1 protein-coding gene (cut by a window edge) is annotated in these 25105 nt (G+C 74.8%); it reads left to right on the top strand.

Annotated features, from left to right (window positions below):
• Positions 1 to 25105, top strand: the 3' portion of a protein-coding gene (locus ACIQWA_RS35670) for an SDR family NAD(P)-dependent oxidoreductase (RefSeq protein ID WP_402489884.1). The gene continues 5288 nt to the left of window position 1, outside the view; 25105 of the gene's 30393 nt are visible here — the last part of the coding sequence; its start codon lies off the left edge, out of view; it ends in the stop codon at positions 25103 to 25105.

The following is a 25105-nucleotide window of genomic DNA, read 5'->3' as shown; positions in this document are numbered from 1 at the left end:
CACCCGGCGCGGCGCGTTCCTGCACGACGCCGGGGAGTTCGACCCCGAGTTCTTCGGGATGAGCCCGCGTGAGGCGCTGGCCACCGACGCGCAGCAGCGCCTGCTGCTGGAGACCTCCTGGGAGGCCTTCGAGCACGCCGGTATCGACCCGGTGTCGCTGCGCGGCAGCCGGACGGGCGTCTTCGCGGGCATCATGTACACCGACTACCGCTCGCTGCTGGACGGCGAGGAGTTCGAGGGCTTCCGGGGCAACGGCAGCGCCCCCAGCGTCGCCTCCGGCCGGGTGTCCTACACCTTCGGCTTCGAGGGCCCGGCGGTGACGGTGGACACGGCGTGCTCGTCGTCGCTGGTGGCGATGCACCTGGCGGCGCAGGCGCTGCGGGGCGGTGAGTGCTCGCTGGCGCTGGCCGGTGGCGTCACGGTGATGTCGACGCCGAACACGTTCGTGGAGTTCTCGCGCCAGGGCGGCCTTTCGGTCGACGGCCGGTGCCGTTCGTTCGCGGACACGGCGGACGGCGCGGGCTGGGGCGAGGGCGTCGGCATGGTGGTGCTGGAGCGCCTGTCGGACGCCCGGCGGAACGGGCACCGGGTACTGGCGGTCCTGCGCGGCTCGGCCGTGAACCAGGACGGCGCGTCCAACGGTTTGACGGCGCCGAACGGCCCGTCGCAGCAGCGGGTGATCCGGCAGGCTCTCGCGAGCGCCGGGCTGTCCCCGGCCGAGGTGGACGCCGTCGAGGCGCACGGTACGGGGACGACGCTCGGTGACCCGATCGAGGCCCAGGCGCTCCTCGCCACGTACGGCCAGGACCGTGAACTGCCGCTGCTGTTGGGCTCGATCAAGTCGAACATCGGGCACGCGCAGGCGGCGGCCGGCGTCGCGGGCGTGATCAAGATGGTGCTCGCGATGCAGCACGGCCTGCTGCCGCGCACGCTGCACGTGGACGCGCCCTCGTCGCACGTCGACTGGACGGCCGGCGCGGTCGAGTTGCTCACCGAGCGCACCGAGTGGCCGGCCGCCGGCCACCAGCGCCGCGCGGGCGTGTCGTCCTTCGGGATCAGCGGGACCAACGCCCACGTGATCCTTGAGCAGGGCGAGCCCGAGGTGACGCGGGATACTGCGGAGACGGCCGGGGCGATGCCCTGGGTGGTGTCCGCGAGGTCCGAGGCGGCGCTGGACGGGCAGGTGGCACGACTGGCCGGGATTGGTGAACTTCCGGCGGTCGATGTGGCGTTCACGCTGGCCGGGCGGACGGTCTTCCCGCACCGGGCGGTGCTCGTGGACGGCGTCGAGGTGGCCCGGGGAGTCGCGGCCGACGGCGGGACGGCGTTCCTGTTCTCGGGGCAGGGGTCGCAGCGGTTGGGGATGGGGCGGGAGTTGTATGCCCGGTTCCCGGTGTTCGCGTCGGCTTTCGATGCGGTGTGTGCGGAGTTCGAGCCGGGCCTGCGGGAGGTGGTGTGGGGTGACGATGCGGAGCTGCTGAATCGGACGGAGCATGCCCAGGCGGGGTTGTTCGCGGTCGAGGTGGCGTTGTTCCGGTTGCTGGAATCGTTGGGTGTGGTGCCGGAGTTCGTGGCGGGGCACTCGATCGGGGAGGTCGTGGCGGCACATGTGGCCGGGGTGTTCTCGCTGGCGGACGCGTGCGCGCTGGTGCGTGCGCGGGGTCGTTTGATGCAGGCGCTGCCGGAGGGTGGTGCGATGCTGGCCGTGCAGGCGAGGGAGGACGAAGTCCTGCCGTTGCTGGGCGAGTTGGTGTCGATCGCGGCCGTCAACGGCCCGACGTCCGTGGTCGTCTCGGGCGCGGAGGAGGCCGTCTCGCGGATCGAGGCGCGCTTCGCCGACCGCCGGACCGCTCGGCTGCGGGTCTCGCACGCCTTCCACTCGCCCTTGATGGACCCGATGCTGGCGGACTTCCGCGAGGTCCTGAACGGCCTGACCTACCGGGCCCCTTCGATCCCGCTGGTCTCCAACCTCACCGGCGCCTTGGACAGCGACTTCACGACCCCCGACTACTGGGTGCGCCACGTTCGCGAGGCCGTCCGCTTCGCCGAGGGGATCCGCACGCTGGAGGCGGCGGGCGTGACGCGTTTCCTGGAGCTCGGCCCCGACGGTGTCCTGACGGCTCTGGCGGCCTCCTCCCTGTCCGACGAGGCCGTGCTCGCCTCGGTTCTTCGCAAGGACCAGGACGAGGACGCCAGCGTCCTGACCGCCCTCGCCCGCCTGCACGTCACCGGCGCGCGAGTCGACTGGCCCGCCCTCCTCGCCGGGACCGGCGCGCGCTCTGCCAACGTTCCCACCTACGCGTTCCAGCACCGGCACTACTGGCCGGCCGTCACCCTCGCGCGCGGCGGCGACGTCCGGCTCGCGGGACTCGGTGCGGCCGAGCACCCGCTGCTCGGCGCGGCCGTCGAGCTCGTCAACACGGACGGCTACCTGTTCACCGGCCGGTTGTCGGCCGGTTCGCACGGGTGGCTGGCGGACCACGTCGTCATGGGTTCGGTCCTGGTGCCGGGCACGGCGCTGGTCGAGCTGGCGGTGCGCGCCGGGGACGAGGTCGGCTGCGACCTGGTCGAGGAGTTGACGCTGGCTGCGCCGCTGGTCCTGCCCGAGCGGGGCGGCGTGCGCGTGCAGGTGTGGGTCGGTGAGCCGGATGCGGCCGGGCGCCGCGCGCTCACCGTGCACGGCCGGCCGGACGACGCGGACGGGACGGACTGGACCCTGCATGCGACCGGTCTGCTGGGGACGGGCGCGACGCCCGCACCGTTCGAGGCGGCCGTGTGGCCGCCGGCGGGGGCCGAGGCGGTCGACCTGACCGGGCTGTACGAGGGCCTGGCGGAGGCCGGGTTCGGGTACGGCCCGGCGTTCCGGGGGCTCGGTGCGGCCTGGCGGCGCGGGGACGAGCTCTTCGCGGAGGTCGCCCTGCCGGAGGGCGCGGAGGGTGCGGGCTACGGCCTGCACCCGGCGCTCTTCGACGCGTGCCTCCACGCGCTCGCACTCACCGGGTCCGACGAGCGCGGTGTGCCGTTCGGGTGGGAGAACGTGGCGCTGCACGCGTCCGGCGCATCGGCGGTCCGGGTGCGGCTGGCGCCGGTGGCGGGCGGCGGGGTGTCGCTCGTGATCGCCGATACCGAGGGGCGCCCGGTGGCGTCCGTGGGGTCGCTGGTCGTGCGCCCGGTGTCGGGCGGGGAGTCGGTGGTGGCTCGGGACGCGTTGTTCCGGGTGGACTGGGTGCCGGTGAAGGTGTCCGCCGCGCCGGAGTTCGTGGTGGTCGGGTCGTTGGCGGAGGTGCCGGAGGCGGTTCCGCCGGTGGTGGTGGTCGAGACGGTCGCGGACGAGGTGCACGCGGGGACGGCCCGCGTGCTGGAGCTGGTGCAGGGCTGGCTGGCGGAGGAGCGTTTCGCCGGGTCGCGGCTGGTGTTCGTGACGCGTGGTGTGGTGGCGGGTGAGGACCTGCCGGGTGCTGCGGTGTGGGGTCTTCTCCGCTCGGCGATCACCGAGGAGCCGGGCCGCTTCGGTCTGGTGGATCTGGCGGGCTCGGAGGAACTGCCCTCCGAGGCCTTGGGATCGGACGAGCCGCAGCTGCTCGTCCGCGACGGTGAGGTCCTTGCGGCGCGCCTGGTCCGTACGGAAGCAGTGGCGGATGCGGTGGCGTGGCCGAGTGAGGGTGCGGTCCTGATCACCGGCGGCACGGGCGGTCTGGGCCGGGTCGTGGCCCGGCACCTGGTGGCCGAGCACGGCGTGCGCGACCTGGTGCTGGTGAGCCGTCGCGGTGCGGATGCCGAGGGTGTCGGGGAACTGCTGGCGGAGCTGGGCGCAGGAGCGGTCGTCGAGGCCTGTGACGTGGCCGACGAGGCTGCGGTGGCCGAGCTGTTCGCGCGTCACGACATCCGGGCCGTCGTCCACACGGCCGGCGTGCTCGACGACGGTGTGATCGGCTCGCTGACCGCCGAGCGGGTCTCCGCCGTCCTGCGTCCGAAGGCGGACGCGGCGTGGAACCTGCACCGCGCCGCCACGAACGTCGACGCGTTCGTCCTGTTCTCGTCGATGGCCGGTACGTTCGGCAGCGCGGGGCAGGCCGCCTACGCGGCGGGCAACGCCTACCTCGACGCCCTGGCCGTCCACCGCCGCTCGCAAGGTCTCCCCGCCGTTTCCCTCGCCTGGGGGCCGTGGTCGGACGTGGCCGGCATGACCGGCACCCTCACCGCCGCCGAGGCCGAACGCATCGCCCGGCTCGGCCTCCCGGCCATCGCCCCGGACCAGGGCGTCGCGCTCTTCGACACGGCGCTCGCCGCCGGCCACCCGGCCGTGCTGCCGGTCCGCCTCGACCTCGCGGCGGTGGCCGCGCACGGCGAGGTCCCCGCCCTGCTGCGCGGCCTGGTGCGGAGCCGGGTGCGGCGTGCCGTCGTCGCCGGTTCGGCCGTGTCGGCCGGCCTGGCACAGCGGTTGTCGGGCCTGGGAGCCGACGAGCGCCGGGCGACCGTCCTGGACCTGGTGCGCGACCAGATCGCCCTCGTGCTCGGCCACGAGGCCGGCTCGGCGGTCGACCCGTCGAAGGCGTTCCAGGACCTCGGCTTCGACTCGCTGACGGCCGTCGAGCTGCGCAACCGGCTGCGGACCGTGACCGGTCTCCAGCTCCCGGCCACCGTCGTCTTCGACTACCCGACGGCGAGTGTCCTGGCCGACTTCCTGCTGGAGGGCCTGTTCGGCGCCGAGAGCGTCGTCCACGCCCCCGAGGCGCTGCCGGCGTCGACGGACGACCCGATCGTGATCGTCGGCATGGCCTGCCGGTACCCGGGCGGCGTCGAGTCGCCGGAGGACCTGTGGCGGCTGGTGGCCGACGGCGTCGACGCGGTGTCCGGCTTCCCGGTGAACCGCGGCTGGGACGTCGAGACCCTCTACGACCCGGACCCGGAGCACATCGGGACCTCCTACACGCGCTCCGGTGGATTCCTGCACACCGCAGGCGAGTTCGACCACGAGTTCTTCGGGATGAGCCCGCGCGAGGCGCTGGCGACGGACGCGCAGCAGCGCCTGTTGCTGGAGACCTCCTGGGAGGCCTTCGAGCGGGCGGGCATCGATCCGGTGTCGCTGCGCGGCAGCCGGACGGGCGTGTTCGCGGGCGTGATGTACGCGGACTACGCGAGCCTGTTGGGGGGTGGCGAGTTCGAGGGCTACCAGGGCAGTGGCAGCGCGGGAAGCGTGGCCTCGGGCCGCGTCTCCTACACGCTGGGCCTGGAGGGCCCGGCGGTGACGGTGGACACGGCGTGCTCGTCGTCGCTGGTGGCCATGCACCTGGCCGCCCAGTCGCTGCGCAGCGGCGAGTGCTCGCTGGCGCTGGCCGGTGGCGTCACGGTGATGTCGACGCCGAACACCTTCGTGGAGTTCTCGCGCCAGGGCGGCCTTTCGGCCGACGGCCGGTGCCGTTCGTTCGCGGACACGGCGGACGGCGTCGGCTGGGGCGAGGGCGTCGGCATGGTGGTGCTGGAGCGCCTGTCGGACGCCCGCCGGAACGGCCATCGAGTGCTGGCAGCTGTGCGGGGGAGCGCCGTCAACCAGGACGGCGCCTCCAACGGACTGACGGCGCCGAACGGGCCGTCGCAGCAGCGGGTGATCCGGCAGGCGCTGGCGAGCGCCGGGCTGTCGACGGCCGATGTGGACGCCGTCGAGGCGCACGGCACGGGGACGACGCTGGGCGACCCGATCGAGGCCCAGGCCCTCCTCGCCACGTATGGCCAGGACCGTGAATTTCCCCTGCTGTTGGGCTCGATCAAGTCGAACATCGGGCACGCCCAGGCGGCGGCCGGCGTCGCGGGCGTGATCAAGATGGTGCTGGCGATGCAGCACGGCCTGCTGCCGCGCACGCTGCATGTGGACGCGCCCTCGTCGCACGTCGACTGGACGGCCGGCGCGGTCGAGTTGCTCACCGAGCGCACCGAGTGGCCGGCCGCCGGCCACCCGCGCCGCGCGGGCGTGTCGTCCTTCGGGATCAGCGGGACCAACGCCCACGTGATCCTGGAGCAGGCCGAGCCCGAGGTGACGCGGGATACTGCGGAGGCGGCGGGGGCGATGCCCTGGGTGGTGTCCACCAAGTCCGAAGCGGCGCTGGACGCGCAGCTCGCGCGGCTGGCGGAGATCGACGAACTTCCCGCTGTCGATGTGGCGTTCACCCTGGCCGGGCGGTCGCTCTTCCCGCACCGGGCAGTGGTCGTCGACGGCGTCGAGGTGGCCCGGGGCACGGCGGCCGACGGCAGGACAGCGTTCCTGTTCTCCGGTCAGGGGTCGCAACGGCTGGGGATGGGGCGGGAGTTGTACGCCCGGTTCCCGGTGTTCGCGCGGGCTTTCGACGAGGTGTGCGCGGAGCTGGATCCGGCCCTGCGCGAGGTGGTGTGGGGTTCGGACGCGGAGTTGTTGAACCGGACGGAGCACGCCCAGGCCGGGTTGTTCGCCGTCGAGGTGGCGCTCCACCGGCTCGTCGAGTCGCTGGGCGTGCGGGCGGATTTCGTGGCGGGGCACTCGATTGGTGAGGTCGCTGCCGCTCACGTCGCTGGGGTGTTCAGTCTGGCCGACGCCTGCGCCCTGGTGACCGCCCGAGGCCGGCTGATGCAGGCGCTGCCGTCCGGCGGGGCGATGCTCGCCGTGGAGGCGACGGAGGACGAAGTCCGGCCGCTGCTGTCCGACTCGGTGTCGATCGCCGCGATCAACGGCCCGACGTCTGTGGTCGTCTCGGGCGCCGAGGACGCCGTCGCGGCGATCGAGGCGCACTTCGCCGACCGCCGGACGACCCGCCTTCGTGTCTCCCACGCCTTCCACTCGCCGCTGATGGACCCGATGCTGGCGGACTTCCGCGAGGTCCTCGGCGGGTTGACCTACCACGCGCCGTCGATCCCGCTGGTCTCCAACCTCACCGGCGCCTTGGACAGCGACCTCACGACCCCCGACTACTGGGTGCGCCACGTCCGCGAGGCCGTCCGCTTCGCCGACGGCGTCCGCACGCTCCACGAGGCCGGCGTCCGCCGCTACCTCGAACTCGGCCCCGACACCGTCCTCACCGCCCTCACCGCGAGCGCCCTGCCCGACGGCGACACCGAGGCCATTCCGGCGCTGCGCCGCAACCGGGCCGAGGAGCGCACGCTCGTCGACGCCCTCGCCCGCCTCCACGTCCACGGCGGCAGGGTGGACTGGGCCGCGCTGTTCGCCGGCACCGGCGCCCGGCCCGTCGACCTGCCGACGTACGCCTTCCAGCGCAGCCGCTTCTGGCCCGCGCCCCTGGCCGCCCGCGGCGGTGACGTCCGCTCCGCCGGCCTCGGTGCCACCACGCACCCGATGCTCGGCGCCGCCGTCGACCTGGCCGACGAGGACGGGCTGGTGCTCAGCGGACGCCTGTCGACGGCCGCCTTCCCGTGGCTGGCCGACCACACCGTCCGGGGCGCGGTCCTGGTCCCCGGCGCCGGTCTGCTCGACCTCGCGCTGCGCGCCGCCGCCGAGGTGGGCTGCGATCAGGTGGAGGAACTGACCCTGGCCGCGCCGCTGGTGCTGCCCGAGCAGGGGGCGCTCCAGCTCCAGCTCCGTGTGGGAACGCCGGACGCCGGCGGGAGCCGCGAGCTCACGATCCACTCCCGGCCGGACGGGGATCCGGATGCCGGGTGGGTCCGGCACGCGGCCGGTTCGTTGGCCGTCGGCGGAGCGGTGGCAACGGAGGCCTTCGAGGTGTGGCCGCCGGCCGGCGCGGAGCCGTTGCCGGTGGAGGGTGCGTACGAGCGGATGGCCGAGACCGGGTTCGGCTACGGCCCGGTGTTCCAGGGCCTGCGGGCGGCCTGGCGGCGCGGTGACGAACTGTTCGCCGAGGTCGCGCTGCCGGAGGGCGTCGAGGCCGAGGGCTTCGGCGTGCACCCGGCGCTCCTCGACGCGGCCATGCACGTCGCCATCGTGGACGCCGTGAGCGATGACACCGTGGTCCCGTTCGCGTGGACCGGTGCCGCACTGCGCGCCGTCGGCGCGTCGGCCGGGCGGGTGCGGCTGCTCCGGCTCGACGGGGGCGGGCTGCGGCTCGACCTCGCCGATTCGGCGGGTGAACCGGTGCTGACGGTGGCCTCCGTGAAGGGCCGGGCCGTCTCGGCGGAGCAACTGGGCTCGACCGACCCGCTCTACGCGGTCGAGTGGTCGGAGCTGCCGGCCGGCCCGGACGCGGGCGCGGGGTGGACGCCCTGGGACGCCCTGCCCGCCGAGGGCCCGGCTCCCGAGACCGTCGTCCTGGACTGCGCGGCCGTGCCCGCCCCGGACGACGACGTTCCGGCGGCCGTGCGCGAGGTGACACGGCACGTGCTGCGCGTGGTGCAGGCGTGGTTGGCGGAGGAGCGTTTCGCGGCGTCGCGTCTGGTGGTGGTGACGCGGGGCGCGGTGGCCGTGGGTGAGGGCTCGGTCGTGGATCTGGCGCAGGCTCCGGTGTGGGGCCTGGTGCGGGCGGCTCAGGCGGAGAACCCGGGTCGGTTCGGTCTGCTGGACACGGACGGGGAGGTGATCGTCACCGCCGAGCCGGAGTCGGCCGTCCGCGGCGAGGCCGTCCTTGTCCCGCGGCTGGTCCGGCTGGCGCAGCCGGCGGGTCCGTTGCCGGTCGGTGCGGATGACACGGTGCTGATCACCGGTGGTACGGGTGGTCTGGGGGCTGTGGTGGCCCGCTGCCTGGTGGTCGAGTGCGGCGTGCGTCGCCTGGTGCTGACGAGCCGTCGTGGTTCGGCAGCGCCGGGTGCGGTGGAGCTGGTGGCGGAGCTGTCCGCTCTCGGTGCTGCCGTCGAGGTCCGGGCGTGTGACATGGCGGACCGGGAGGCGGTGGCGGCGCTGGTCGGTGCGATTCCGGGTCTGTCCGCGGTGATCCATGCCGCGGGTGTGGGTGACAACGGTCTGGTGGGTGCGCTGACCCCGGCCGGTATGGATGCGGTCCTGGCCCCGAAGGCCGATGGTGCGTGGTTCCTTCACGAGCTCACGAGCCACCTCGACCTGGCCGCGTTCGTCCTCTTCTCCTCCGCGGGTGGCCTGGTGCTGACCGCCGGTCAGGGCAACTACGCGGCGGCGAACGTCTTCCTCGACGCCCTCGCCGCCCACCGCCACGCCGCCGGCCTGCCCGCCACCTCGCTGGCCTACGGCCTCTGGGACGTCGGCGCCGGCCTCGGCCGCGACCTCGCGGACGTCGACCGGGCGCGGATGGCCACCCAGGGCGTCCCCGTCCTCGACCACGCGACCGGCCTCGCCCTGTTCGCCGCCGGACTGCGCAGCGGGCGCGCCGCCGTCGTCCCGATCCGGGTCGACGCCGCCGCCCTGCGCGCCCGCACCGACGAGGTCCCCGCGCTCCTGCGCGCCCTCGCCGCCCCGCGCAGGCGCGCCGAGCTGCCCGCGAGCGGCCGCGCGGCCGAGACCGGGCTCGCCCGGCGCCTCGCCGGGCTGAGGGAGAGCGAGGGCCGGCGCCTGGCGCTGGAGCTCGTGCGCGCGGAGGTCGCCGCCGTGCTCGGCCACGCCTCCGCCGAGGCGATCGCGCCCGAGCGCGCGTTCCAGGAGCTCGGCTTCGACTCCCTCGCCGCGACCGACCTGCGCAACCGCCTCAACAAGCGCACCGGCCTGCGCCTGCCCGCCACGCTCGCCTTCGACTTCCCGAACGCCCGGGCCGTCGCCGAGCACCTCGTCGCCCTGGCCGGCGCGGGCACGGAAACGACGCCGACGACCGGCGCCGCCGTCCGCCCCCACACCGCCGACGAGCCGATCGCGATCGTCGGCATGGCCTGCCGCTACCCCGGCGGCGCGACCACGCCCGAGGAGCTGTGGCGGCTCCTGGCCGACGGCGTCGACACCGTCACCGGGCTGCCGACCGACCGCGGCTGGGACATCGAGCACCTCTACGACCCCGAGCCCGGCAAGGAGGGCCGTAGCTACACCCGTCACGGCAGCTTCCTGCACCAAGCCGGCGACTTCGACCCCGGATTCTTCGGGATCTCCCCGCGTGAGGCCCTGTACATGGACCCGCAGCAGCGGCTCCTGCTGGAGACCTCGTGGGAGGCGCTGGAGCGGGCGGGCATCGACCCACTCTCCCTGCGCGGCAGCCGGACGGGCGTCTTCGCGGGCGTCATGTACCACGACTACGCGCTCAACACGAACCCCTCGGGTACCAGCGGCGGCAGCGTCGTCTCCGGCCGTGTGTCCTACACCCTGGGCCTGGAGGGCCCGGCGGTGACCGTGGACACGGCTTGTTCCTCGTCCCTGGTCGCCCTGCACCTGGCGGTCCAGGCGCTGCGCACCGGGGAGTGCTCGCTGGCCCTCGCGGGCGGCGCGACGGTGATGTCGACGCCGGGCATGTTCATCGAGTTCTCGCGGCAGCGGGGGCTGTCCGTGGACGGCCGGTGCAAGGCGTTCGCGGGCGCGGCGGACGGCGTCGGCTGGTCGGAGGGGGTCGGGGTGCTGCTCGTCGAGCGGCTGTCCGACGCGGAGCGGAACGGCCACCGGGTGCTCGCGGTGATCCGCGGTACGGCCGTCAACCAGGACGGCGCGAGCAACGGCTTCTCGGCGCCGAACGGGCCGTCGCAGCAGCGGGTGATCCGCCAGGCGCTGGCGAGCGCCGGGCTGTCCCCGGCGGACGTGGACGCCGTCGAGGCCCATGGGACGGGGACGACGCTGGGCGACCCGATCGAGGCGCAGGCGCTCCTCGCGACCTACGGCCAGGACCGTGAACTCCCGCTGCTGCTGGGCTCGATCAAGTCGAACATCGGGCACGCGCAGGCGGCGGCCGGGGTGGCGGGCGTGATCAAGATGGTGCTGGCGATGCAGCACGGCGTGCTGCCGAAGTCGCTGCACATCGACCGGCCCTCGCCGCACGTCGAGTGGTCGGAGGGCGCGGTCGAGCTGCTGGCCGAGGCCCGGGACTGGCCGGTGACCGGCCGTCCGCGCCGGGCCGGCGTGTCCGCCTTCGGGATCAGCGGGACCAATGCGCACGTGATCGTGGAGCAGGGCCCCGAGTCCGTCACCGCACCTACCGCCGGCGGGCGGGAGTTGGGCACGCTGCCGTGGCTGCTCGCCGCCGCGACGCCGGAGGCCCTGCGGGTGCAGGCCGAGCGGCTCGCGACCTTCGTCGGCACGCGGCCGGAGCTCGACGCTCTGGACGTCGCGCACTCGCTGGTTGCGACGCGTCCGGCGCTGGAGCACCGGGCGGTGCTGCTCGGCGCTGACCGGGAGGAGCTGCTGGCCGGGCTGGACGCGCTGAGCCGGGGCGAACTCGCCCCGGGTGCGGCCACCGGGTCCGCCCGGGCGGGCGGGGCGACGGTGTTCCTGTTCTCCGGTCAGGGGTCGCAACGGCTGGGGATGGGGCGGCAGTTGTACGCCCGGTTCCCGGTGTTCGCGCGGGCTTTCGACGAGGTGTGTGCGGGGCTGGATCCGGCTCTGCGTGAGGTGGTGTGGGGTTCGGACGCGGAGTTGCTGAACCGGACGGAGTACGCCCAGGCCGGGCTGTTCGCCGTCGAGGTGGCGCTCTACCGCCTCGTCGAGTCGCTGGGCGTGCGGGCGGAGTTCGTGGCGGGGCATTCGATCGGTGAGGTCGCTGCCGCTCACGTTGCCGGGGTGTTCAGTCTGGCCGACGCCTGCGCCCTGGTGACCGCCCGAGGCCGGCTGATGCAGGTGCTGCCGTCCGGCGGGGCGATGCTCGCCGTGGAGGCGACGGAGGACGAAGTCCGGCCGCTGCTGGGCGGCTCCGTGTCGATTGCCGCGATCAACGGCCCGACGTCCGTGGTCGTCTCTGGGGCGGAGGAGGCGGTCTCGGCGATCGGGGCACACTTCGCCGACCGCCGCTCGACCCGCCTGCGGGTGTCCCACGCCTTCCACTCGCCGCTGATGGACCCGATGCTGGCGGACTTCCGCGAGGTCCTCGACGGGTTGACGTACCAAGCGCCGTCGATCCCGTTGGTCTCCGACCTCACCGGCGCCTTGGATGGCGACGTCACGACCCCCGACTACTGGGTGCGTCACGTCCGCGAGGCCGTCCGCTTCGCCGACGGCGTCCGCACGCTCCACGAGGCCGGCGTCCGCCGCTACCTCGAACTCGGCCCCGACACCGTCCTCACCGCCCTGGTGCAGGGCGTCCTGGACGACCCGACCGCTGCCGGCACCTGCGTCGTGCCCGCCCTGCACGCGGACCGCGACGAGGAGGCGGGCCTGGTCGGCGCGCTCGGCCGGCTGCACACGGCCGGGACCGAGGTGGACTGGTCCGTCCTCTTCGCCGGCACCGGAGCCCGGACGGTGGACCTGCCCACCTACGCGTTCCAGCGCCGCCGTTACTGGCTCGACGCGACGGCCCCGCTCGGCGACCTGGGCGCGGTCGGCGTCGACGCCTTCCGGCACCCGCTGCTCGGCGCGGCGGTCGACCTGTCCGACACCGACGGTTTCCTCCTCACGGGTCGGGTGTCGCTGGACTCGCACCCGTGGTTGGCCGACCACCAGGTCCTGGACACCGTCCTGGTGCCGGGCGCGGCGCTGGTCGAGCTCGCGCTCCGTGCCGCCGTCGAGGCGGGCTGTGAGCTGGTGGAGGACCTGACCCTGGCCGCACCGCTGGTGCTGCCCGAGCGCGGGGCCGTCCAACTGCACGTGCGGGTCGGTGGCCCGGACGCCTCGGACCGGCGTGCGGTCACCATCCACTCCCGGCCGGACGGGGATCCGGACGCCGGATGGGTCCGGCACGCGGCCGGCTCGCTGGCCGCTTCCGGAGCCCCCGAGGCCGGAGCGTTCGACGCCGTCGTCTGGCCGCCGACCGGCGCGGAGCCGCTGCCGGTGGACGGTGCGTACGAGCGGATGGCCGAGGCGGGGTTCCGCTACGGCCCGGTGTTCCAGGGCCTGCGCGCGGCCTGGCGGCGCGGTGACGAGCTGTTCGCCGAGGTCGCCCTGCCGGAGGGCGTCAAGGCCGAGGGCTTCGGCGTGCACCCGGCGCTCCTCGACGCGGCCATGCACGCCGCGATCCTGGCCGCCGGCGGCCAGGAGACGATGATCCCGTTCGCGTGGACCGGCGTGACCCTGTCCGCCGTCGGCGCCTCCGCGGTGCGGGTGCGGATCGTCCGGCTCGGCGACGGCGGGCTGCGGCTCGATCTCGCCGACCCTGCGGGCGGGCCGGTGCTGACGGTGGCCTCGATGGTCGGCCGGGCGGTGTCGGCGGAGCAGCTGGGCCCGGTCGACCCGCTCTACGGGATCGAGTGGGAGGAGCTGTCGAACGCGCCTGCCGCAGAGGGCACCTGGGCTCGATGGGAGGACGTGTCGAACTCCGGGGAGCCGACGCCCGAGGTGGTCGTCCTCGACTGCGGTGCCTTCGCGGACCCCGAGGACGTCCCGAGCGGTGTCCGCGCGAGCGTCCACGCCGTACTGGAAGTCCTGCAGACCTGGCTGGCGGAGGAGCGTTTCGCGGCGTCGCGTCTGGTGGTCGTGACGCGGGGTGCGGTCGCGGTGGGCGAGGGCGAGGCGGTGGAACTGGTGCAGGCTCCGGTGTGGGGTCTGGTGCGGTCCGCGCAGGCGGAGAACCCGGGCCGGTTCGCCCTGCTGGACACGGACGGGGAGGTGATCGTCACCGCTGAGCCGGAGGCGGCCGTTCGTGCCGGGGCCGTTCGTGTTCCGCGGCTGGGGCGTCTCCCGCATCCGGAGGGTCCGTTGCCGGTGGGTCCGGACGACACGGTGCTGGTCACCGGTGGCACGGGCGGACTGGGCGCGGTCGTGGCACGGTACCTGGTCGGCGAGTGCGGTGTGCGCCGCCTGGTGCTGACGAGCCGTCGTGGCCCGGAGGCGCCTGGTGCGGCGGAGCTGGTGGCGGAGCTGTCCGCCCTGGGGGCTGTCGCCGACGTGCGTGCCTGTGACCTGGCCGACCGCGACGCGGTCGCGGCGCTCGTCGAGGCGGTCCCTGGCCTGTCAGCCGTGATCCACGCCGCCGGTGTCGGTGACAACGCCCTGGTCGGCGCGCTGACCCCCGAGCGGGTGGACACCGTCCTGGCGCCGAAGGCCGACGGCGCCTGGTACCTGCACGAGTTGACCGGCCACCTCGACCTGACCGCCTTCGTGATGTTCTCCTCCGCCGGTGGCCTGGTGCTGACCGCGGGCCAGGGCAACTACGCGGCGGCGAACGTCTTCCTCGACGCCCTCGCCGCCCACCGCCACGCCGCCGGCCTGCCCGCCACCTCGATGGCCTACGGCCTCTGGGACGTCGGCGCCGGCCTCGGCGAGCAGCTCCTGGAGCTCAACCGCAACCGCATGGCCGCCCAGGGCGTCCCGCCGCTCACCCGGGAGGCCGGTCTGGCCCTGTTCGCCGCCGGTCTGCGCAGCGAGCGCCCCACCGTCGTCCCGATCCGGGTCGACGCGACCGCCCTGCGTGCCCGCACCGACGAGGTCCCCGCGCTCCTGCGCGCCCTCGTTCCGGCCGCCCGCCGCACGGCGGCGCACGCCCCGGCGCCGGCCGGCGGCCTCGCGGGCCGCCTCGCCGGGCTGACGGAGGCGGAGCAGCGGCGCATCGTCCTGGACCTCGTCCGGGACCGGGTGGCCGGGCTGCTCGGCCACGAGTCGGGCGACGCGATCGAGCCGGACCGTGCGTTCCAGGAGCTCGGCTTCGACTCCCTCGCCGCGACCGACCTGCGCAACCGCCTCAACACCCTCACCGGCCTGCGCCTGCCCGCGACACTTGCCTTCGACCACCCGAACGCCGCGGCGGTGGCGGACCTCATCGTCACCGAACTGGGGGTGCGGACGGCCGCCGCGAGCGGTGAGGCGTCCCGTGCCGAGGCCGACCTGCGTGCGGCGCTGCGGTCGATCCCGACCCGCCGCCTCCGGGACGCCGGCCTGGTCGACACCCTGCTCGACCTCGCCGGCGACCGGGTCGGGGTGGGCGCCGCCGGGACGGACGCTCCGTCGCCGACCGACGGCCGTCGCGACCCGATCGCCATCGTCGGCATGGCCTGCCGCTACCCGGGGGGGGTGACCACGCCCGAGGAGCTCTGGCAGGTGGTGACGTCCGGCGTGGACGCCATCTCCCCGTTCCCCGCCGACCGCGGCTGGGACCTCTCCACACTGCGCACCGAGGACTCCACCCACACCCACGCCGGCGGGTTCCTCGACGGCGCCGGGGACTTCGACCCGGGCTTCTTCGGGATCTCCCCCCGCGAGGCCCTCGCCATGGACCCGCAGCAACGGCTCACGCTGGAGCTCGCCTGGGAGGCCCTGGAGCGTGCCGGCATCGACCCCGGCGGCCTGCGCGGCACCCGCACCGGCGTCTTCACCGGCGTGATGTACCACGACTACCCGGGCAGCGACGGCAACGGCAGCGTGGTGGCCGGCCGCGTCTCGTACGAACTCGGGCTGGAGGGCCCGGCCGTCGCCGTCGACACCGCCTGCTCCTCCTCGCTGGTCGCCCTGCACCTGGCCGCCCAGGCACTGCGCCAGGGCGACTGCTCGCTCGCGATCACCGGCGGCGTGACGGTCATGGCCACACCCGGCGTGTTCGCCGAGTTCGGCCGGCAGGGTGCGCTCGCCCCCGACGGGCGGTGCAAGTCGTTCGCGACCGCCGCCGACGGCACGGGCTTCGCGGAGGGCGCGGGCTTCCTGGTCGTCGAACGGCTGTCGGACGCGCTGCGCAACGGGCACCCGGTGCTCGCGCTCGTGCGCGGCAGCGCGGTGAACCAGGACGGTGCGTCGAACGGGCTGACGGCGCCGAACGGCCCGTCGCAGCAGCGGGTGATCCGGCAGGCGCTCGCCAACGCCCGCCTCGGGGCCGATCAGGTCGACGTGGTCGAGGCGCACGGCACGGGTACGACGCTGGGCGACCCGATCGAGGCCCAGGCACTGCTCGCGACCTACGGGCAGGACCGCGAACGGCCGCTGCTCCTGGGCTCGATCAAGTCGAACATCGGGCACACCCAGGCCGCGGCCGGTGTCGCCGGCGTGATCAAGATGGTGCTCGCGATGCACAACGGCGAGCTGCCGTCGACGCTGCACGTGGACGAGCCGAGTGCGAACGTGGACTGGTCGGAGGGGGCCGTCCGGCTCCTGACCGAGCCCCGGCCGTGGGCCCCGGGCGACCGGCCGCGCCGGGCCGGCGTCTCGTCCTTCGGCATCAGCGGGACCAACGCCCACGTGATCATCGAGGAGGCCCCGGCAGCCGTCCCGTCCCCGGAGGAGCCGGAGGAGCCGGAGGAGCCGGAAGTCGTGCCGGGAGTCGTGCCGTGGCTGCTGTCCGCCGCGACCCCGGAGGCCCTGCGGGCACAGGCGGGGCGCCTGCTCGCCGTCGCCGACGAGGCCCGACCGGTGGACATCGCGTACTCGCTGGCGACGACCCGCGCGGCGCTCGAACACCGCGCCGCCGTGGTCGGCGACGGGAGCGAACAACTCCTGGCCGGCCTGCGGGCGGTGGCGGACGGCGAGGCGCCGACCGGCGTCGCGAGCAGCGGGCGGACGGCGTTCCTCTTCTCGGGGCAGGGGTCGCAACGGCTGGGGATGGGGCGGGAGTTGTACGTCCGGTTCCCGGTGTTCGCGGCGGCTTTCGACGAGGTGTGCGCGGAGCTGGACCCGGCCCTGCGCGAGGTGGTGTGGGGTTCGGACGCGGAGCTGCTGAACCGGACCGCGTACGCCCAGGCGGGACTGTTCGCGGTGGAGGTGGCGCTGTACCGGCTCGTCGAATCGCTGGGCGTCCGGGCCGAGTTCCTGGCCGGGCATTCGATCGGTGAGGTGGCCGCGGCGCACGTCGCGGGGGTGTTCGGCCTGGCCGACGCCTGCACGCTGGTGAACGCTCGTGGCCGGCTGATGCAGGCCCTGCCTGAGGGCGGCGCGATGCTCGCCGTCCAGGCGACGGAGGGCGAGGTCCTGCCGCTGCTGGGCGAGCAGGTGTCGATCGCCGCGATCAACGGTCCGCGCTCGATCGTCGTCTCGGGAACCGAGGACGCCGTCGCGGCGATCGAGGCGCACTTCGCCGATCGGCGCACGACGCGCCTGCGGGTCTCCCACGCCTTCCACTCGCCGCTGATGGACCCGATGTTGGCGGACTTCCGTTCCGTACTCGACGGTCTGAGCTACCACGCGCCGTCGATCCCGCTGGTCTCCAACCTGACCGGCGCGGCGGCGGAAGGGATCCAGGGGCCCGAGTACTGGGTCCGTCACGTCCGCGAGGCCGTCCGCTTCGCCGACGGCGTCCGAACGCTGGAAGCCGCCGGCGTCCGCCGCTTCCTCGAACTCGGCCCCGACGCCGTCCTCACCGCGCTCACCGTGAGCGCGCTGCCCGACAGCGAGGCCGAGGCCGTCCCGGCGCTGCGCCGCGGCCGCGCCGAGGAACGGACCGTCGTCGAGGCACTCGCCCGCCTGCACGTGCTCGGCGTCCCGGTGGACTGGTCCGCCTTCCACGCCGGAGCGGGCGGCCGCCGGATCGACCTGCCGACGTACGCCTTCCAGCACCGCCGCTTCTGGACCGACGCCCCGGCGCCCTTCCCGACGGCCGAGTCCGCCGGGCTCCGCAACGCCGACCACCCGCTGCTCACCGGTTCGCTCGAACTGGCGGGCACCGCGGGGTTGGTGTTCACCGGCAGGCTGTCGGCCCGCTCGCACGGGTGGCTGGCGGACCATGTCGTCCTGGGCTCGGTCCTGGTGCCGGGCACGGCGCTGGTGGAACTGGCCGTGCGCGCCGGGGACGAGGTCGGCTGCGACCTGGTCGAGGAGCTGACCATGGCTGCGCCGCTGGTCCTGCCCGAGGACGGCGCCGTCCGGATCCAGGTGCGTCTGGCCGAGCCGGACGATGCCGGACGCCGTGGGATCGGCATCCACTCCACGGCGGACACCGGCCCGGAGCCGGTCTGGACCCTGCACGCGAGCGGCGTGCTGGGCTCGGGCGCGGCACCGGCGGAGTTCGACGCCTCGGTGTGGCCGCCGGCCGGTGCCGAGGTGGTCGACGCGGCCGGGCTGTACGAGGGCCTGGCGGAGGCCGGGTTCGGGTACGGCCCGGCGTTCCAGGGGGTGCGGGCAGCCTGGCGGCGCGGAGAGGAGCTCTTCGCGGAGGTCGCCCTGCCGGAGGGCACCGACGGCAGTGGCTTCGGCCTGCACCCGGCGCTGTTCGATGCCTGCCTCCACGGCTTCGCCCTGGTGGGCTCCGGCGGGGGCGGCGGCGTGCCGTTCGTGTGGGAGGACGTCGTGCTGCACGCCTTCGGCGCGTCGTCGGTGCGGGTGCGGCTGACCCGGTCGGCCTCGGGCGCGCTCGCGGTGGCCGTGGCCGACACCGACGGCAGGCCGGTGGCCTCGGTCGGCGCACTGACGGTGCGTCCGATCGCGGCCGAGCAGCTCGCGGCCAGTACGAAGGCGGGCCGGGACGCGTTGTTCCGGGTGGACTGGGTGCCGGTGAAGGTGTCCGCCGCGCCGGAGTTCGTGGTGGTCGGGTCGTTGGCGGAGGTGCCGGAGGTCGTTCCGCCGGTGGTGGTGGTCGAGACGGTCGCGGACGAGGTGCACTCGGGGACGGCGCGGGTGCTGGAGCTGGTGCAGGGTTGGCTGGCGGAGGAGCGTTTCGCCGGGGCGCGGCTGGTGTTCGTGTCCCGCGGCGTGGTGGCGGGTGAGGACCTGCCGGGTGCTGCGGTGTGGGGTCTGGTGCGGTCGGCGACGTCGGAGGAGCCGGGCCGGTTCGGTCTGGTGGATCTGGCGGGGTCGGAGGAACTGCCGTCGGAGGTCCTGGGATTGGACGAGCCGCAGTTGCTCGTCCGTGACGGTGAGGTCCTCGCGGCGCGCCTTGCCCGGATGGAGACGCCGGTCGAAACGGTGGCGTGGCCGGCCGAGGGCACGGTTCTGATCACCGGTGGCACGGGCGGCCTGGGCCGGGTCGTGGCCCGGCACCTGGTGGCCGAGCACGGGGTGCGCGATCTGCTGCTGGTGAGCCGCCGTGGTGCGGATGCCGAGGGCGTCGACGCGCTGCTGGCGGAGCTCGGGGCCGGGGTGAAGGTCGAGGCGTGCGATGTCGCCGACCCGGCTGCGGTGGCGGACCTGTTCGCCCGGCACGAGATCCGTGCGGTCGTCCACACGGCCGGCGTGCTCGACGACGGCGTCATCGGCTCCCTGGCCGCCGAGCGCGTCTCGGCCGTCCTGCGCCCGAAGGCGGACGCGGCGTGGAACCTCCACATGGCCGCGGGGAACGTCGAGGCCTTCGTCCTGTTCTCCTCCGTCGCCGGTACGTTCGGCAGCGCGGGGCAGGCCGCCTACGCGGCGGGCAACGCCTACCTGGACGCCCTGGCCGTCCACCGCCGCTCGCTCGGCCGGCCCGCGGTCTCCCTCGCCTGGGGGCCGTGGTCGGACGTGGCCGGCATGACCGGCACCCTCACCACCGCCGAGCGCGAGCGGATGACCCGCGCCGGCGTGCCTCCGCTCGACCCGGAGCACGGACTGGCCCTGTTCGACGCGGTCGCCACTGGCGCCGAGCCGGCCGTCCTGCCCGCCCGGCTCGACCTGCCCGCCCTGCGCGACCGGGGCGACGTCCCCGCCCTCCTGCGCGGGCTGATCAGGACCCCCGCCCGCCGGGCGGCCGCGACTCCCGCGGCGGTCGACCTGACCCGGCGGCTGTCGGGCCTGGGCGGTGACGCGCGGCACGAGGCCGTCCTGGACGTGGTGCGCGACCAGATCGCGCTCGTGCTCGGTCACGGGGAGCGCTCGACGGTGGAGCCGTCGAAGGCCTTCCAGGACCTCGGCTTCGACTCGCTGACGGCGGTCGAGCTGCGCAACCGGCTGCGGACCGTGACCGGTCTCCAGCTCCCGGCCACCGTCGTCTTCGACTACCCGACCGCCCGCGCGCTCGCCGGGTTCCTGCTGGAGGGCCTGTTCGGCGCCACCGAGACGACGGACCTCGCGCCGGCGGTCCCGTCCCTCCCGTCCGACGACCCGATCGTGCTGATCGGGATGGCCTGCCGCTACCCCGGCGGCGTGGCGTCGCCGGAGGACCTGTGGCGGCTGCTGGCCGACGGGGTGGACGCGGTTTCGGAGTTCCCGGCCGACCGAGGCTGGGACGTCGAGGCCCTCTACGACCCGGACCCGGACCACAGCGGCACGTCCTACACCCGCACGGGCGGGTTCCTGCGGGAGGCGGCGGCGTTCGACGCGGCGTTCTTCGGGATGAGCCCGCGCGAGGCCCTCGCGACCGACGCGCAGCAGCGCTTGCTGCTGGAGACCTCCTGGGAGGCCTTCGAGCGGGCCGGCATCGACCCGGTGTCGCTGCGCGGCAGCCGGACGGGCGTGTTCGCGGGCGTCATGTACGCCGACTACGCGAACCTGCTCGGCGGCGGTGAGTTCGAGGGCCACCAGGGCAGCGGCAGCGCCGGCAGCGTGGCGTCCGGCCGGGTGTCCTACACCCTCGGCCTCGAAGGCCCGGCGGTCACGGTCGACACGGCCTGCTCGTCGTCCCTCGTCGCGATGCACCTGGCGGCGCAGGCCCTGCGCAGCGGTGAGTGCTCGCTGGCGCTGGCCGGTGGTGTCACGGTGATGTCCACTCCGGCGACCTTCGTCGAGTTCTCCCGCCAGCGCGGCCTCGCCGCCGACGGCCGCAGCAAGGCCTTCGCCGAGGCGGCGGACGGCGTCGGGTGGGGCGAGGGCGTCGGCATGGTGGTGCTGGAGCGCCTGTCGGACGCCCGGCGGAACGGGCACACCGTCCTCGCGGTTCTGCGGGGGAGCGCGGTGAACCAGGACGGCGCGTCGAACGGGCTCACCGCGCCGAACGGGCCTTCGCAGCAACGGGTGATCCGCCAGGCTCTCGCGAGCGCCGGGCTCTCGACGGCCGATGTGGACGCCGTCGAGGCGCACGGCACCGGGACGACGCTGGGCGACCCGATCGAGGCCCAGGCGCTCCTCGCCACGTACGGCCAGGACCGCGAACTGCCCCTGCTGTTGGGCTCGATCAAGTCGAACATCGGCCACTCCCAGGCGGCGGCCGGGGTGGCGGGCGTGATCAAGATGGTGCTCGCGATGCAGCACGGTGTGCTGCCGCAGTCCCTGCACATCGACCAGCCCTCCACCCACGTCGACTGGACGGTCGGCGCCGTCGAACTGCTCACCGAGCGCACGGACTGGCCGGCCACCGGCCACCCGCGCCGCGCGGGTGTCTCCTCCTTCGGGATCAGCGGCACCAACGCGCACGTCATCCTGGAGCTGCCCGAATCGGCGGAGGCGGAGAACGAGTCCGCACCCGGCCTGGTGCCCTGGGTGGTGTCCGCCAAGTCGGAGGCGGCGCTGGACGCGCAGCTCGCCCGGCTCACGTATGCCGGTGAACTGCCCTCCGCCGATGTGGCGTTCACCCTGGCCGGGCGGTCGGCGCTGCCGCACCGCACGGTGCTCGTAAACGGCGTCGAGGTGGCCCGGGGCACGGCGGCCGACGGCAGGACGGCGTTCCTGTTCTCCGGGCAGGGCTCGCAACGGCTCGGCATGGGGCGGGAGTTGTACGCCCGGTTCCCGGTGTTCGCCCGGGCTTTCGATGCGGTGTGCGACGCGCTGGAGCTTCCTGTCCGGGACGTGGCGTGGGGTGACGATGCGGAGCTGCTGAATCGGACGGAGCATGCCCAGGCGGGGTTGTTCGCGGTCGAGGTGGCGTTGTTCCGGCTGGTCGAATCGTTGGGTGTGGAGCCGGAGTTCGTGGCCGGGCACTCGATCGGTGAGGTGGCGGCGGCACATGTGGCCGGGGTGTTCTCGCTGGCGGACGCCTGCGCGCTGGTGCGTGCGCGGGGTCGTTTGATGCAGGCGCTGCCGGAGGGTGGTGCGATGCTCGCCGTGGAGGCGACGGAGGACGAAGTCCTGCCGCTGCTGTCCGACTCCGTGTCGATCGCCGCGATCAACGGCCCGACGTCCGTGGTCGTCTCGGGCGCCGAGGACGCCGTCGCGGCGATCGAGGCGCACTTCGCCGACCGCCGCTCGACCCGCCTTCGCGTCTCCCACGCCTTCCACTCGCCGCTGATGGACCCGATGCTGGCGGACTTCCGCGAGGTCCTCGAGGGGCTGACGTACCACGCTCCTTCGATACCGTTGGTCTCCAACCTCACCGGTGCTCTGGACGGGGACGTCACGACCCCCGACTACTGGGTGCGTCACGTCCGCGAGGCCGTCCGCTTCGCCGACGGCGTCCGCACGCTCCACGAGGCCGGCGTCCGCCGCTACCTCGAACTCGGCCCCGACACCGTCCTCACCGCCCTCACCGCGAGCGCCCTGCCCGAGGACGCCGACACCGTGGCCGCTCCGGCGCTCCGCAAGGACCGCTCCGAGGAGGCGAGCCTCCTCCAAGCCCTCGCGGGCCTCCACGTCCACGGCGCGAAGGTCGACTGGCGGGCCCTGCTCGGCGGCGCCGGCCGGCACCTTGCCGCGCTGCCGACCTACCCGTTCGAGCACCGGGACTACTGGCCGAGCGGCCTGCCCGCCGGCCGCGGCGCCGAGTCCGCCGGGCTCAGGAACGCCGAACACCCGCTGCTCACCGGCTCATTGGAACTGGCCGACAGTGATGGCCTCCTGTTCACCGGCCGCCTGTCGGCGCGATCCCACCCGTGGGCGGCGGATCACGTCGTCCTGGGTTCGGTCCTGGTGCCGGGCACGGCGCTGGTCGAGCTGGCGGTGCGCGCGGGAGACGAGGTCGGCTGCGACGTCGTCGAGGAGCTGACACTGGCCGCTCCGCTGGTCCTCCCGGGGACGGGCACCGTCCAGCTCCAGGTCGTCGTCGGCACGCCGGACGACGCGGGCCGCCGGCCCGTGAGCGTGCACTCCCGGACCGGCGCGGGCGGCCCCCACCCGTGGACGCTGCACGCCAGCGGCGTGCTCGGCACCGGCGCGACGCCGACGGCCTTCGACGCCTCGGCATGGCCGCCGGCCAACGCCGAGCAGGTCGACCTGACCGGCCTCTACGACGGTCTGGCGGAGGCCGGGTTCGGGTACGGCCCGGCGTTCCGGGGTCTCCGCGCGGTCTGGCGGCGCGGCGACGAGCTCTTCGCCGACGTCGCCCTGCCCGAGGGAGTCGAGGGCGGCGCCTACGGTCTGCACCCGGCCCTGTTCGACGCCTGTCTGCACACGCTCGCCGTGGGCGGCGGGCTCGGTGAGGGCGGTGCCGGGGTGCCGTTCGCGTGGGAGGACGTCGCGCTGCACGCCTCCGGCGCCTCCGCCCTGCGGATCCGGCTGGCGCCGTCGGCGTCCGGCGGGCTGGCGCTCGCCGCGGCCGACCCGGAGGGCCGGCCGGTCGCCTCGGTGGGCTCGCTCAGCGTCCGGCCGATCGCCGCCGAGCAGCTCGGCGCGGCCGCGCGCCCGGCGGGCCACGACGCGCTGTTCCGCCTCGACTGGGTGCCGGTGCAGGTTCCCGCCGACGTGGACGCGGCGTTCGTCTCCGTCGAGCCGACCGCGCAGGCGCTGGTCTCGCTCGCCGCGACGTCCGACGTGCCGCCGGTGGTGGTGGCCGAACTCCCCGTCGGTGGGGTCGATTCGGTGCACGCCACGGTGGCCTCCGTCCTGGAGCTGGTTCAGGCTTGGCTCGCGGAGGACGCGTTCGCGGCCTCGCGGCTCGTGTTCCTCACACGGGGCGCGGTGTCCGGCGACGACCTTGCCGGTGCGGCGGTCTGGGGCCTCGTCCGCTCGGCGGCCTCGGAGGAGCCCGGCCGGTTCGGGTTGCTCGACCTGGCCACCGCCGGGACGGAGTTCCGGACCGCCGCGGTCACCGTCGATGAGCCGCAACTGCTGCTGCGGGACGACGAGTTGTTCGCCGCCCGGCTCGTGCGCGAGGAGCTCGCGGCCGAGGCCCCGAGCTGGCCCACCGAGGGCGCGGTGCTGATCACCGGCGGTACCGGCGGCCTGGGTCGCCTGGTGGCCCGGCACCTCGCCGCCGAGCACGGCGTGCGCAGCTTGCTGCTGGTCAGCCGCAGCGGCGCCGCCGCCGACGGCGTGGCCGAGCTGGTCGCCGAACTGGCCGACCTCGGCGCCGAGACGGCCGTCGAAGCCTGCGACGTCGCCGACGAGGCCGCCGTCACCGGGCTGTTCGCCCGCCACGACATCCGCGCGGTGGTGCACACCGCGGGCGTCCTGGACGACGGGACGATCGGTTCGCTCACGCCCGAGCGCATCGGTGCCGTCCTGCGTCCGAAGGCGGACGCGGCGTGGAACCTCCACCGGGCAGCGGAACGCGTCGAGGCCTTCGTCCTGTTCTCCTCGGCGGCCGGCACGCTCGGCAACCCCGGCCAGGGCAACTACGCGGCGGCCAACGCCTTCCTGGACGCCCTGGCGGTCCACCGCCGCTCGCTCGGCCTCCCGGCCGTCTCCCTGGCGTGGGGGCCGTGGACCGGCAGCAGCGGCATGATCGGCACCCTCACCGAGGCCGAGGTCGAACGACTGGCCCGAGCCGGAATGCCGCCGCTGACGCCGGAACTGGGCCTCGCGCTGTTCGACGCGACCACGGCCGGCACGGCAGCCGCCGTGCTGCCGCTCCGCCTCGACCCGGCCGCCCTGGCCCGGCGCGGCGACGTCCCCCCGCTCCTGCGGGGCCTGGTGCGCGTGCCGGTCCGGCGTGGCGCGGCCGCGGGAGCGGACGGCGGGGCGGCCGGCGGCGCCGCGTTCGTGCGCCGGCTGTCCGAACTGCCGGGCGGCGAACGGCGCGAGGCGCTGCTGGAGGCGGTCCGCCGCCAGGTCGCCGCGGTCCTCGGCCACACCGACGCCTCCGGGGTGGACCCGCAGCGGGCCTTCCAGGACCTCGGCCTCGACTCCCTCACGGCGGTCGAACTGCGCAACCGGCTGGGCGCGCTGGTGGCCCTGCGGCTACCGGCCACCCTGGTCTTCGACCACCCGACGGTGGCGGAACTGACCGACCACCTCTTCGACCGCCTGGGCCTCCGGCCCGCGCCGACGGAGGGCCCGGCCGCACTGCTGGCCGAACTCGACCGGCTGGAGCTGGCGTTCGGCACGGCGGAGGCGGGCGTCCCGGACGACGACCTGTTCGCGCAGGTCACCGCCCGCCTGGAGGTCCTGCGGACCAAGTGGCTCGCCTCCAGGGCCGCCGACTCCGAGGCCGCGGCCTTCGACTTCGCGTCGGCGTCGGACGACGAGATGTTCGACCTCCTGGACAACGAGCTGGGGCTGTCCGACTGA

It is taken from the genome of Kitasatospora sp. NPDC098652 (assembly GCF_044760155.1).
Taxonomy (GTDB): domain Bacteria; phylum Actinomycetota; class Actinomycetes; order Streptomycetales; family Streptomycetaceae; genus Kitasatospora.
This window is presented reverse-complemented; position numbering and strand designations above follow the sequence as displayed.